Here is a 13,567-nt window from a genome sequence, read left to right as displayed (position 1 = left end):
AGTTAGTAAAACGAGCGTTAATGCAAAATAATATAAATATTGAAGCTTGGTTTGAGCAGCTGAAAAACTCAAACAAAGACACACCTCATATAGTCGTGGGGTATGGCAGTCTTCTCAGTCAAAAAAGTCGTGAACTTTATAGCAATATTAAGTCACTTCCTCTTCCGGTCACTGTCAGCGGATGGGAGCGAGGGTGGGTTACTAGGTCGACTGAAGAAGAGCAAACATACGTTGGAGCCTACCAAAACAGCCGAAGTCATTTCAATGGTCAAGTATTCTGCACTGATATCGATGAGCAACTGCTCAAGCGAGAACAAGACTATCGTTTTTCTAAAATAAGACTTGAACAACTAGCGTTCTTGCCTGTACTGAGTGATTCGATGTTAGATATGCTATCCAATTGCAATGTGTATGTGTGTGAAACGCTTGAACTTAAATTACCGTCCGACGAATTTCCAGTGAATTCTAGTTATATTGATACGTGCTTAACCGGTTGTTTCGAGGTTGGTGGAATTGAAGAGGTAAAGCGGTTTGTTGCGACCACAAAGCATTGGCCGAGTGAGTACAAGCAAAATGATCGCTCGAAGCCAAAATATCCACGAGCGGCCTCTGTAGACAAGTTCGAAAGTGAAATTTTTGACCAATTACAATTGAACAGCAAATGATGATGAGCTCCCAAAGGTTATACTATCGAAAGCCTAATGAGTCTGATGCTGCTTTCATTTTTGATTTGGTTAATGAGCCGGATTGGCTTAAATATATCGGTGATAGAAAGGTAAGTAATCAACAAGACGCCGTTCAGTTCATAAATGAGAGTTTGAATGCGAAGCAGCCGTTGGACAGCCTTGGATTGAGAGTTTGTTGTTTGGCATCAAATGATTTATTAGGGGAGAACACAAACAAAGACACACCTATAGGCCTCTGCGGTTTACTTAAAAGAGAATACCTAGATTCCATAGATATTGGTTACGCATTCATTCGTAAGTATCGAGGTTTAGGCTACGGCATCGAAGCAGCTACCTTCTTCAAAACATATGCTTTTGATCATTTAAATGTTGAAAAGCTTTATGCAACAGTTTTGAAGCAAAACAAGCAATCTATTTCTTTGTTAGAAAAATTGGGCTTTAGATTTCTTGGGGGGCTTGTAGAGAACAATATCGAGTCTGAGAATATTATGCTTTATGTCTCATACTCTGATGTTTAACCCCTTAAATTATATTTACAAAATACACTGACAAGGTGTGTCTTTGTTTAGCTCATGCTTAATTTTTCACGAATTAGGTGTGTCTTGTTTAACCTCTTGTTCAGCCTGCTTCAAAGGTGTTTCTTGTTTAACGAACTTAATTAGGCAGCAACGAAACGTGCGCAACAGCCATCAGTAAAATGTGTTTCTAAAGAGGTATCTCGACTCAATAATAAAATGAGTCTTCGATGCGCCAATTACAAATTGGCATTGACTAATCCTTAGGCAAGGTTTCAAACATCAATTTCACCGCTTCGTTAATTTTAAATTCAAGATTGTCATAGGTACGGCTTGTTACTTTGCCAATGGCAACGCCTTCCCAAAGCAATAGATTAGTTTTTCTATCAATTAAATCTATGTTGAGTGTGCCTTCAGTATATTGTTGTATGCGTTCTTGTAACATTGGGTAATTGCCCCAAACGCCATAATCTCGTCGAAAACCATAATACAGTGATATCGATGGGCTAGTGTCGACCGTTAATTTGTCGTGCACATATACATTAAAATTAACCCATAAATCTGCGTCTTCTGCTTGCCTAAAGCCTTTCTTTTGCATTTCATTTTGTATTGCTAATTTTATATACCGTGAGGACATACTATCGTAGTTGTCGCCTTCGACACTTACACTCGGATGGAAAGTGTAGGTTTGATACTTATTGAATTGGACTCTGTCGTCAACCAAGCTGTGAATCTTTGGTGTTGACGCGCAAGAAAATAAAATTGACGTCCACATTAGTAAAATGATGCTTTTCACTATCAACGATATTTTTGTGCTCATGCTTGCTCTCCTGAAACCTGCTGAAAAAGACTAGTCAACTAATGATACGCAAGTCAGTCTGCCTCTTACTGATGAGCTTGTTTTGATATAGGTCAAAATCTTCGATGTTTGTAAATTTTAAATAAAAAGTACTATTTAAAGATGGTGTTACTTGCGCTGAATAGCCATTAGTTATTCTGCTGATGTCTGCTATGCGACTCATTGTCCAAGTCAATGCTATTAATATCTATCATCTTCATTTTTGACGCAGATCAAGTCTGAAAGGTCGGACTTAATTAGTCTACGTTGAGTGTTTTCGCAATTAGATGCAAGGGAGCTGACATGGGTTACGCCCCAATTAAAAAAGACGTAAATAAAACGCATAGACCAGCTAATATGCTCAGTTATCAGCACAGCTATGACAATTTTAAATGGCATAAAGCCAAAGCAATGATTAGAGGATATAAAGGCGGCATCAATATGGGCTATGAAGCCGCAGACCGACATGTTGACGACGGATTTGGAAGTCAAGAAGCGCTAATCTTCTTAGACCAAAAAAAAACGCGTAAAGCACTTTCATATACCCAGCTGCAGCAAATGAGCAATCGTTTCGCAAACCTTTTGAAAAGTGTGAACGTTGAGAAAGGGGATTTACTTTGTAGCTTGACCGATCGTACTCCTATTTTATATGCCGCGGTTATCGGTTGTTTAAAATCGGCAGTTGTATTTAGTCCTTTGTTTTCAGCCTTTGGTTCAGAACCGATAAAAGCCAGAATGACCATAGGTGGAGCTGTCGCATTGCTCACGAGTGGCAAGCTTTATAAGAAGAAAATAGCTGCGTGGCGCAACGAATGCCCGAGTTTAAAAACGGTATTACTGTATGAATGCGAGGGAGAATGCCCAAGTGACTGCATCGACTTAGACCAAACTTTAGAAACACAAAGCGATCTATTCAATATATACGCAACCGACCCTGAAGATAAGGCACTAATACATTTTACTAGCGGTACCACTGGGACACCAAAAGCCGTTGTGCATGTACATGACGCTGTCATATATCACAAGTATTCAGGGTATTACGCGTTAGATATCCACCCTCAAGATGTTTATTGGTGCACCGCCGACCCCGGCTGGGTTACCGGAATATCTTATGGGGTAATTTCGCCCCTATGCAACCGGGCAACATTAATCGTTGATAATGCTGAATATGACGCCAATCGTTGGTACAGCATATTAGAGCAAGAACATGTCAATATTTGGTATACCGCACCAACAGCCATTCGCATGTTAATGAAAGCGGGCAACGAGCTGTGTGAACAATATGACCTATCTGCTTTACGCTTCTTGGCGAGCGTCGGAGAACCGCTTAATCCTGAAGCTGTGGTGTGGAGTCAGAAGCACCTAGGTAACGTATTCCATGACAACTGGTGGCAAACTGAAACCGGCGGCATCATGCTTGCAAATTTTATGAGTGAAGATGTGAGGCCAGGGTCGATGGGACGGCCGTTGCCTGGCATCCAAGCTGGTATTGTTAGAGTAGATGAACAGGGGCATTTGGTTGAACTCAGCAAACCTAACGAAACTGGGGAGTTAGCATTCAAAAAAGGTTGGCCCTCTATGTTTCGCGATTACCTGCATGAAAGTAAACGCTATCAAGCGTGTTTTAACGGCGATTGGTATCTAAGTGGTGACTTAGCATACAAAGACCAAGATGGTTATTTTTGGTTCGTGGGTCGTCGTTCAGATTTGATTAAATCTTCGGGGCATTTAATCGGCCCGTTCGAAATAGAAAGTGTTTTGCTTGAACACCCTGCGGTGGCAGAGGCTGGCGTAGTTGGTGTTCCTGATGCCATTGCAGGTGAATTAGTAAAAGCATTCATTGCTCTCAAAGACGGCTATGAAGATGATCCCGCTTTACGTAAAAGCATCATGGCTCATGCCCGCAAAAAATTAGGCTCCGCACTCGCTCCCAGAGAGATTAGCGTGAAACAAAACCTGCCAAAAACGCGCAGCGGAAAAATAATGCGCAGATTGTTAAAGGCCCGAGAGCTCGGTCTTCCTGAGGGAGATATTTCTACACTAGAAAGTGACTAAAGTAGCTCAATATAAATCGCTAACAAAATAACGATGAGTCAGAGTACAAAGATTATGCACACTGAAAACAACAAGATACACATGGACATAGCGCATATTAAGTTCCTTTTTAAGCAGATGTTGAGGATCCGCCGATTTGAAGAAAAGTGCGCCGAATTATATACACAAGAGAAGATTCGAGGCTTTTTACATTTGTATATTGGGGAGGAGGCTGTTGCGGTGGGGGTCATGCAAGCGTTGAAGCCCGAGGACGCTGTGTTTGGGACTTATCGTGAGCATGGTCATGCCATCGCGAGAGGCTTAAGTATGAATAAGGTGATGTCAGAAATGTTTGGCAAGATAACCGGCAGCAGCCGAGGCCGTGGTGGTTCAATGCATATTTTTGATGTTGAAAAGCAGTTTTATGGAGGTAATGCCATTGTTGCTGGAGCCTTGCCACTGGCTGTTGGTTTAGCCTTAGCCAATAAAATGCAAAATAAAAACAATGTTGTTGCCTGTTTTTTTGGTGAAGGAGCCGTGGCGGAAGGTGAGTTTCATGAAAGTCTCAATTTAGCAAAATTGTGGCAATTACCAATTCTATTTGTATGTGAAAACAATGGTTATGCGATGGGTACTGCCTTAGCTATTTCAGAATCCCAACAGCATATTTTTCGTAAAGCACAAAGCTATGGCTTAGCAGCGCATGCGGTTGACGGCATGAATGTGGTAGAGGTTGAGTCAGCAGCAAGTCAGTACTGTCACCGTATTAGAAATGGTGAAGGGCCATGTTTATTAGAGTGCAATACCTATCGCTTCCGCGGCCACTCTATGTTTGATACACAATTATATCGCGATGCGGATGAAGTGGAGCAGTGGAAAAGCAAAGGGCCGATTATAAAATTAAAACGTTGGCTAGAAGCGAATGGAAAGCTGGCTGCGGATGAATTGAGTCAAATTGAAGATGAAGTTGCTGATGAAATAAACCAAGCTATCGCTTTCGCCGAACAGTCCGAGCTTGAAGATGTAAGAGACTTATACCTTGGTGTTTATGCGGAGGAAAACTCTTGAACGAACAACAGTTAAGCTATAGAGAAGCGCTTAGATTAGCTATCGAAGAAGCTATGAACGCAGATGAACGTGTGTTTTTATTGGGCGAAGATGTGGGTAATTACGGCGGATGTTATGCGGTGTCCAAGGGCTTATCTGAAACTTTTGGGCCAGATCGTATTGTCGATACGCCTCTCTCCGAATCTGGATTCGTTGGTGCGGGCATTGGTGCTGCAATAGGTGGAATGCGGCCTATTGTCGAAATTATGACCGTTAATTTCAGTTTACTCGCGCTGGATCAAATTGTGAATAATGCCGCTACAATACGTCACATGTCAGGCAATCAAATCAGTATTCCCATCGTGATTCGAATGGCTACTGGGGCAGGAAAACAACTTGCCGCTCAGCATTCCCATAGTCTTGAAAATTGGTACGCACATGTTCCAGGGATCAAGGTATTAGCACCTGCCACAGTGGCTGACGCGCGCTATATGCTGAGTATGGCGTTAAAAGATCCGAATCCGGTGATATTTTTCGAACACGTTATGCTTTATAACGAATCAGACATCAATCCTGCACCAGAGGATTGCCCTGATATGCATAGCGCACTAGTTCGGCAATCAGGTGAAGACATTAGCTTAGTGACCTATGGCGGTTCACTACCAAAAGCCTTAGAAGCTGCCCGTCAATTAGCACAACAAGATGTCAGCGTTGAAGTCATAGATTTAAGAAGCTTAAGACCTCTGGATACAAAAACCATATTCGAATCAGTCAACAAAACCCATCGTTTACTGGTGGTCGACGAGGGGTGGCGTACGGGCAGTTTAGCGGGCGAATTATGCGCGTTAGTTGCTGAAAACTGTTTTTGGTCACTTGATGCACCGCCAATACGGGTGTGCAGTGAAGAGGTGCCTATTCCCTATCCTAAACATTTAGAGGACGCAGTAACACCGCAAGTTGAAAAGATTGTTAATGCAGTACTGGGTTTATTAAACAAAGAAACCGTATCATGAAAACACTTACTATGCCTTCTTTTGGCTCAGATATGGCTACAGGCACCCTTGCACAATGGCATGTGAAAGTCGGTGATAATGTGTCAAAGGGAGATATCGTTGCAACCATCGAAACCATGAAAGGGCTTATAGATATGGAGGTGTTTGACGATGGTGTCATTGATTCTCTGTCGGCCTCAGAAGGTGAAGAACTTAATATTGGCGCTCCTATCGCTCAGTTACGGTTGCTTAGTGAAAATGATGAAAACACAAATGTTATAGAAAAACCAAGTAGTGATACATCTGAGAATCTTAAAACGAATCTCGATACAGCATCACAAAATAAGGCATTGCCTAAGGAACGAGAACTGAACACAAAGAGTCAGCGCGTTGAAACTGACAGCAAATTAAGCCAACAAAACGAAATAATAGAAACAGATAAACCCCTAGCTATTTCTCCAGCGGCGAGAAAACGTGCAGCAGATCTTGGTGTTAATTGGCGTCAAATAAGTCATGGACAGGGCCCTGACGGCGCGATTATTCTGCAAGACATTGATGATACATTTAGCATGACAGTTGATTCGTCTGCAAAATCGAAATCCACAAAACCTAAGTCTACACCCGCTGAAATGATGCGCCAAGCCATTGCCGCTAACGTTAGCCGTTCAAAACGCGAGATACCTCACTATTATTTACAACTTGATGTTGCATTAGATAAGGCGCTTGACTGTTTAAGTGCGCATAACGCTGACTTACCTCCAAGCAAGCGAGTATTAGTTAACGCTATGATTTATTGTGCTATTGCTCGCGCGTTAGTGGATTTCCCTGCTTTTAATGGTTTTTATAACGATGATCAGTATCAACCATCTGAAACGGTGCATTTAGGGCATGCGATTAGTTTGCGAACAGGGGGGCTCATGATTGCTGCAATTCGAGATGCACAAGGCTTAGGTACAATTGAGTTAATGGATAAGCTCAGAGATCAAGTAACTCGAGCAAGAGAAGGAGGCCTGAGGATGTCTGAAGTAACAGAGGCCAGCGTGACTATTTCAAGCATTGGGGATAGAGGCGCAGACAGCATGCAAAATATTATTTTTCCACCTCAAGTTTCTATCTTCGGTCTAGGTAGATCACGCAAAATGCCATGGGTTATAGATGACGCTATTGTTGCTGCCACTATTGTTACTATCAGTTTGGCCGCAGATCACCGAGTTAGCGATGGTCATTCAGGCGCTCGTTTATTAAATAAAATCAATAAACTCTTACAAACCCCCGAGAGGCTAATATGAACAATGAGCAAACATTAAAAACAGTGATCACTCGCCTTATTTTGGAAATTGCTCCTGAGGCTGATATTGAGTCACTTGATCCGAATGAAGATTTTAGAGAAGAGCTCGATTTAGATTCTATTGATTTCATGAACTTACTTGAAGCGGTTAATTTGGAAACTGGCGTCACAATTTCAGAGAGTGATTATGACCAAGTCAATACGTTGCAATCGATGATTGAGTATATAGAAAGTAAAAAGTAGCAGTTATTAATCTACATTTAAGAACAGTGATTTCCGCTAGAGGGGGAAAAATGGACGATATTTTTGGATTTAGTGCCTATTCACCCGCACAAATCGCAGTTAAAGTTGACGAAGTTGGCGTAAGAAAAGCAAAAATCGCTTTCATTCCACTGGTAATGTTAGGCGTCTTAGCCGGTGCTTTTATTGGGCTTGGCGGTATGCTGTATGTCTTAGTAAAATCAGACCCCACCCTAAGCTTTGCCAGTGCTCAACTATTAGGAGGCTTGGCCTTTTGTCTCGGTCTTATTTTAGTGGTTGTGGCTGGTGCAGAACTGTTTACTGGTAATAACCTAATTGTGATGGCATGGGCAGACAAAAAGATTTCTTTATATGACCTCTTAAGAAATTGGCTGGTGGTATGTATTGCCAATTTCATCGGGGCGATTGGCATGGCAGTGCTCGTTTTTTTGTCTGGGCATTTGCTTATGAACGACGGTGCAATTGCTGAACAGTACATCAATATTGCGGCAGCAAAAACAGGGTTATCTACTACGGAGGCCATCTTTAGAGGCGTGCTATGTAATATTTTGGTGTGTATGGCCGTTTGGATGACGCTGGCTGGAAAAACAGTAACCGACAAAATCATTGCGATTATTTTTCCTATTACTGGGTTTGTTGCTGCAGGTTTTGAGCATAGTGTGGCAAACATGTATTTCTACCCTGTTACCTTACTAATCCAATACTTTGCTGTTGTTGAAATCGGCTCGAATGTGATTTCGATTTACGACTTTATGAAAAACGTATTGTTGGTTATCTGCGGAAATTTGATGGGTGGCGGCGTATTTGTGGGGCTGGTGTATCACCTTATTTATCAAAGAAATAAGGAAGTAAACTGAGCAATACCGTGGCTGCTTACTTTACAGCGTCAGTTATTTAAAACAGCGATAACGTCGCATATTCTGCCACTATTAAGATTGATTAGTATAAAGCCAACGCTAGGCGCAGCGATGGCTGTCGTTCCCAATCTAGCTTCCAATAAATCAAAGCGTATCAACACTGAGTAACCGCGCGATTTGGCTCACTTCAACGGTACCTATTTACCACAACACTTTTTATATTTTTTACCACTACCACAAACACACGGATCATTGCGCAGCGTAACTTTGTTTACAGTTACAGTCTCAGCTTTGCTTAAAATCGCACTCAGCTCATCTATTGACTCAACCGCGCCTTCGCTATTGTCGATGTTGATAACAGCATACAAGTTAGCATCTGCTATTAGCGCCTCAACTTCTTGCTTTCTGACTTCACTAGTGACGATTAAAGTTAACGGGTACTTTTTACTACCAGCCTTCGTATTTGGCTTTTTATCGTTTCCATATTTAATGTGACTCTGGCGAGGATCTTGACGGCCCATGAAAAAAAATTTATCTGACATAACCTATTTTACCTAATGTAATAGCAAAAATAACGAGCTAAACAGTAGCCATTATCGAGGGGTGCGGAGTGTAACACAGCCAAATGTTGGGAAGTATCTGTTTAATAACACCATCCTAGCTGAATAGTGTGATGCAGCCCATACATCGCTGTGTTGAATTTACTATTTCAAAAACATTCTACTGTGCAATCGTGTGATAATTTCTTATCAAGAATAGTACTTTATTGTTGCTTGACGGTTTGCGGTTGTTTACATCTTGTTCAAGTAGAAGTAATAAGTGATAAACCACTTAAATATCAGAATATTGATAAGCATCAATTTTTTTTTATCACAGTCTACTGTAATAGGTGTCAATTGATAAACCAGTAGGGCTGTTTATGAGTCAAACTCACGTTAATAGCATATGTCCATTTTGCGGGGTCGGCTGTGGTATGTGCCTCGTTGTGCAAGACGGCACTATAAACGCTGTAAAGCCAATTAGCGCGCACCCCATTAGCCAAGGTAAGTTATGCGCCAAGGGGTGGAATACCCCATTTGGGATAAATAAGCATAATCGTATAACTCAACCGTTAATGAAAAAGAATGGGCTATTTGAAACGGTGACTTGGCAAAAGGCTCTATCCTATATCGCAAAAAATTTAAACACCTTTATAAGTGAAAGTGGCTCTTCAACTGTAGGCATAATTAGCAGTGCGAGAGCAACAAACGAGGATAACTACGCCGCACAAAAGTTTGCTCGGGCCGTATTAAAAACCAATAACGTTGATCATTGCGCGCGAATTTGTCATAGCCCTTCAGTTGTGGGCCTGAAACAAACGGTAGGTTCGGGTGCAATGACAAACAGTATCGATGACGTGAGCAAGGCCGACGTCATTTTGGTGATCGGCGCAGACTCTACCGAAAATCATGCAATTATTGGCGGGCACATTATGCGGGCAAAGCTTCGAGGTGCTAAACTTATTGTTATCGATCCTCGCCAAACCCGCCTTGCACAGATTGCCGATTTGCATCTGCAGCTTAAGATCGGAAGCAACATCGCGCTGTTGAATGGTTTACTGAATATTATCTTTCAGCATAATTGGCAAAACGGTGACTTTCTTGCGCGCCGTTGCGAGGGCGTAGACGCATTGAAAGAACATGTTGCTAATTATTCCCTCGAAAAAGTTGTAAAACTGACTGGGGTGGAAGGTCAAAAGTTAGTCGAAGCTGCCAAACTATATAGCCAAGCAAATGCCGCTTTTCTTGCTTACGGAATGGGAATTACGCAATTCATCAGTGGTACAAATAATGTAATTGCAGTATCAAATCTTGCGCTTGTTTGTGGACAAATTGGTAGGGAAGGCACGGGTATAAATCCCTTGCGCGGGCAAAATAATGTGCAGGGTGCCTGTGACATGGGAAGTTTGCCCAACGTGTATCCGGATTATCAAAGTGTGGCTGATGAAAAAGTTCGAGCCAAGTTTAGCTGTGCTTGGCGCACTAATGTGCCCAAAGCACCAGGGTTAACCTCACTTGGAATGAGCAATCAGGCGCGCAATGGTAATTTCAGAGGGCTAATTATTTTTGGTGAGGATCCTGTTGTAACCGACCCTGATCGTAATCAGGTTGAACTGGGCATGAGGGCGATGGACATGCTGGTGGTTGTGGAGCTGTTTATGACTGAAACAGCCAAAATGGCAGACGTTATTTTGCCTGCTGCTAGTTTTGCTGAAAAACAAGGAACCTTCACAAACTGCGAACGCCGAGTTCAACTAATCCATAAAGCCATTGAACCACCAGGAGAAGCTAAGGTTGATTGGCAAATACTTTGTGCGCTTGCCAAAGCCATGGGCGCAGGTAATTTGATGAATTGGCAAAGTAGCGAGCAGGTCTTTGATGAAATGGCGCAATTGACTAACTCGTTCAGTGGGATGAATTACGCTCATTTGGCTGAACGAAACGGCTTGCAATGGCCATGCAACGCTGAGCACCCAATGGGCACTCGTTGGCTACACACTAATGTATTTCCCATCGGAAAAGGAAAGCTTATTGCGGTTGATCAAGTGTCCAGTGATGAGCAACCTAATGCTGAGTATCCTTTTTGGTTTACGACGACAAGACTGCATTATCATTATGGTTGTGGTTCCATGACTCGCCAATCGCCTTTACTTGAGCGAGAGACACCAAACGGGATGCTGTTTATTCACCCTCAAGATGCTGTGGATCTTGGCTTAAAAAACCATCAAGCGGTAACTGTTTCTTCTCGGCGAGGTTACCTTGAAACACGTATTGTTTTGAGCGATCAACTGGTGCCGGGCTTGCTGAGTATGCCTTACCATTTTAAAGAGGCACCTTCTAACTTACTAACAAATGATGCGATGGACCCTACAACTGAAATGCCAGAGCTTAAGGTTTGTGCAGTTAGGCTTGTCCCATTGCCAGACAATCAATCGCCTCACCCTTCTTCTATATCAAACAATATAGAAAACAGAGTTGTTCAATAAGCCAAAGGAATGAACATGGTTAACGATGCCTATTTACTCAACGATTTAAGCCTATTAAGCAACCATCTTGCTAAGCATTACACAGTGGTGCAGCTGACTAAAGGCAGCACTAATGAAGTGTATTGGGCTGAAGCAGATGAAGGGGCTACTGAGCCTTTGTTTGGCCATGCTCATTTGCCGCTGAGCTCTCCGAAGGCATTTTTCTTCCCAGAGCAAGAGCCTTTATATAAATTTGATGGAAATACTTTTGAAACCATACAGCCGGAGATTAAACCCATTGTCCTGTTGGGAGTTCAAGCTTGCGATTTAACGGCAATCGCATACCAAGATCAGTTTTTCAGACACGACCCTTACTATCAGAAAAGGCGCAATAGTGTGCTGTTGGTTGGCATTGATTGCGAGGCTCCTTGTGAAAACGGTTTTTGTCCAGAGGTGAATGCTGGCCCACATGTTAATAGTGAAACTTCAGATTTGATAGTAAGCCGTTTGAACACTTATGAACAATCAAATATATCTCAGTGGCTTATTGTTGCAACGAGCGAAAAAGGCGCACATAGCTTGCAGCATATTGAGCTCGAAAAAGCGGAAAAAGAGCACCTAAAATTGCGAACCAAACTAGGTCATAAAGTACGTTCTAAGTTTGCCGACTTTGGCTATATTACCAATGCAATTGAGTACCTAAACGATAACTCAATTCCGGCTGAATTATGGGAGGAATTGAGTGTTAGATGTTTGAGTTGCTCGGGTTGCACAAGCCTTTGTCCCACGTGCTCTTGTTATAGTACTTTTGAAGTTATTGAACCAGAGCCAGCTGCTAACACAGCGCGTTCAGGAACGGCGCAATCAAAAACAGTCCGCCTTTGGGATTCGTGCCTATTTGAATCATTTCAGCGTGAGGCTAGCCAGCATAACCCCAGTAGTAATGCAGCTCAAAGAGTAGAACGGTTTTGGTTTCATAAGTTTTCGGACGAATACCTTCCCCAGTTTAATCGATATGGTTGCGTCGGATGTGGGCGGTGTGAGCAAACTTGCCCAGGCACAATTGGTGTCCATTCTGTTATGAAAAGGATTGATCAAGTATGCTGCAATTAACTCCGAAAACTATTCGCATAGTCGATTTTTATGAAGATGGAACAGACAGTCGACATTTTACTTTTGAGCCTAAAGGCTTTGCACATAAAGAGCCTATTGCGATTGGGCAATTTTTTATGTTGACTGTTCCAGGCGCAGGATTAGCGCCATTTACGTATACTTCACTTCCCGATAATCAAGGTCGCTTTACGGCGCTTATTAGAAAGGTAGGAAAATTAACTGATAAATTATTCACCTTAAAGAAAGGGGACCTTTTGGGATACAACGGACCTCATGGTAATGGTTGGCCAGTGGCACAAATACACCAAAAAGAAGTGCTAATTGTGGCTGGTGGATGTGGTTTAGCGCCAGTTTCAACCGCAATTGATTATTTAATAGAGGCCGGTAGAGCTGCTTCGGTCACGCTTTTATATGCTGCTCGAGACAAAGAGTCGCAAGTGCTAAAACAGGAAAGGGCTCGCTGGAATTCAAAAATTAAGGTATTTGAAACACTCGATACTCAAGGTGATAGGGGCCATTCTGGACTACCGACGCAATATCTTTCTACTGTATTAAGTCAATGTCATCGCCAGCCTAATATGCTGCTCACTTGTGGACCTGAAGCGATGATGAAAGATATTGCAAAAATGTGCTTAGGTTTAGGTTTTGAAAGCTCAGATATTTGGCTGTCTATTGAGCGCAGGATGCGCTGTGGTGTCGGTCTTTGTGGTCATTGTTACATAGGCAGTAGTTACGCGTGTAAACAGGGCCCAAGCTACTGTTATGATGAACTCATTGCATTTGAGAATAATCACAATACTGGCTTATCTGGATATATGGAACACTTTCAGTATTGTTAATATTTACGACTGTTCTTTTTGGCAAAACCGCAGCGCTAAGTTAGCCTCTGTCAAGAGGAAACAGCAATCTAATTCGAGCAATAATGAACGCCT

General features: G+C 42.3%; 13 protein-coding genes. 11 read left to right on the top strand and 2 right to left on the bottom strand.

The features are described from left to right. The first annotated feature begins 20 nt into the window (after positions 1-20). Both GNIT_RS13650 and GNIT_RS13645 read left to right on the top strand, forming a co-directional pair. The gene (locus GNIT_RS13650) at positions 21-665 is read left to right on the top strand and encodes a hypothetical protein (RefSeq protein ID WP_014109843.1); all 645 of its coding nucleotides are present in this window, start codon (positions 21-23) and stop codon (positions 663-665) included. Beyond that, positions 662-1,204 carry a GNAT family N-acetyltransferase gene (locus GNIT_RS13645; protein ID WP_041246438.1) on the top strand — a complete coding sequence of 181 codons (543 nt, stop codon included), beginning with the start codon at positions 662-664 and terminating at the stop codon, positions 1,202-1,204. The genes GNIT_RS13650 and GNIT_RS13645 overlap by 4 nt, the downstream gene beginning before the upstream one ends. A gap of 253 nt (positions 1,205-1,457) precedes the next feature. On the opposite strand, the gene GNIT_RS13640 is transcribed toward GNIT_RS13645, so the two are convergent. Continuing rightward, entirely contained in the window at positions 1,458-2,021 is a 564-nt protein-coding gene (locus GNIT_RS13640; RefSeq protein ID WP_014109841.1) for a DUF4136 domain-containing protein, read from the bottom strand. Positions 2,022-2,342: 321 nt separating this feature from the next. Between GNIT_RS13640 and acsA the strand changes: the two genes are divergently transcribed. From acsA to GNIT_RS13610, 6 genes are read left to right on the top strand one after another with little or no spacing between them, the layout of a single operon-like run. Continuing rightward, entirely contained in the window at positions 2,343-4,094 is a 1,752-nt protein-coding gene (gene acsA / locus GNIT_RS13635; RefSeq protein ID WP_014109839.1) for an acetate--CoA ligase, read from the top strand. Positions 4,095-4,127: 33 nt separating this feature from the next. Beyond that, on the top strand, positions 4,128-5,141 hold the full coding sequence (pdhA, locus tag GNIT_RS13630; RefSeq protein WP_238526901.1) for a pyruvate dehydrogenase (acetyl-transferring) E1 component subunit alpha: 1,014 nt from the start codon (positions 4,128-4,130) through the stop codon (positions 5,139-5,141). Continuing rightward, complete coding sequence (locus GNIT_RS13625) at positions 5,138-6,133, top strand: alpha-ketoacid dehydrogenase subunit beta (RefSeq protein WP_014109837.1); 996 nt, start codon at positions 5,138-5,140, stop codon at positions 6,131-6,133. Before pdhA ends, GNIT_RS13625 begins: the two co-directional genes overlap by 4 nt. Further along, positions 6,130-7,401: a dihydrolipoamide acetyltransferase family protein gene (locus GNIT_RS13620; RefSeq protein WP_014109836.1), complete on the top strand. Its 1,272-nt coding sequence runs from the start codon at positions 6,130-6,132 to the stop codon at positions 7,399-7,401. Before GNIT_RS13625 ends, GNIT_RS13620 begins: the two co-directional genes overlap by 4 nt. After that, positions 7,398-7,643 (top strand): acyl carrier protein, encoded by a 246-nt coding sequence (locus GNIT_RS13615; protein WP_014109835.1) that lies wholly within the window; start codon positions 7,398-7,400, stop codon positions 7,641-7,643. Before GNIT_RS13620 ends, GNIT_RS13615 begins: the two co-directional genes overlap by 4 nt. 50 nt (positions 7,644-7,693) lie before the next feature. Next, positions 7,694-8,518 (top strand): formate/nitrite transporter family protein, encoded by an 825-nt coding sequence (locus GNIT_RS13610; RefSeq protein ID WP_014109834.1) that lies wholly within the window; start codon positions 7,694-7,696, stop codon positions 8,516-8,518. A gap of 197 nt (positions 8,519-8,715) precedes the next feature. On the opposite strand, the gene GNIT_RS13605 is transcribed toward GNIT_RS13610, so the two are convergent. Then, positions 8,716-9,060: a PBPRA1643 family SWIM/SEC-C metal-binding motif protein gene (locus GNIT_RS13605; protein WP_014109833.1), complete on the bottom strand. Its 345-nt coding sequence runs from the start codon at positions 9,058-9,060 to the stop codon at positions 8,716-8,718. Positions 9,061-9,437: 377 nt separating this feature from the next. Between GNIT_RS13605 and fdhF the strand changes: the two genes are divergently transcribed. The 3 genes from fdhF to GNIT_RS13590 are packed head-to-tail and all read left to right on the top strand — an operon-like array spanning position 9,438 to position 13,474. Further along, positions 9,438-11,543 (top strand): formate dehydrogenase subunit alpha, encoded by a 2,106-nt coding sequence (gene fdhF / locus GNIT_RS13600; RefSeq protein WP_014109832.1) that lies wholly within the window; start codon positions 9,438-9,440, stop codon positions 11,541-11,543. A 15-nt stretch (positions 11,544-11,558) separates the two neighbouring features. After that, the gene (locus GNIT_RS13595) at positions 11,559-12,635 is read left to right on the top strand and encodes a 4Fe-4S dicluster domain-containing protein (protein WP_014109831.1); all 1,077 of its coding nucleotides are present in this window, start codon (positions 11,559-11,561) and stop codon (positions 12,633-12,635) included. Next, positions 12,623-13,474, top strand: a complete 852-nt coding sequence (locus GNIT_RS13590; RefSeq protein ID WP_014109830.1) for an FAD/NAD(P)-binding protein — start codon at positions 12,623-12,625, stop codon at positions 13,472-13,474. Before GNIT_RS13595 ends, GNIT_RS13590 begins: the two co-directional genes overlap by 13 nt. Positions 13,475-13,567 lie beyond the last annotated feature (93 nt).

It is taken from the genome of Glaciecola nitratireducens FR1064, assembly GCF_000226565.1.
In the GTDB taxonomy this organism is placed as follows: domain Bacteria; phylum Pseudomonadota; class Gammaproteobacteria; order Enterobacterales; family Alteromonadaceae; genus Glaciecola; species Glaciecola nitratireducens.
Note: the sequence above shows the minus strand (reverse complement) of the source record. Positions and strands in the feature narration are given on the sequence as shown.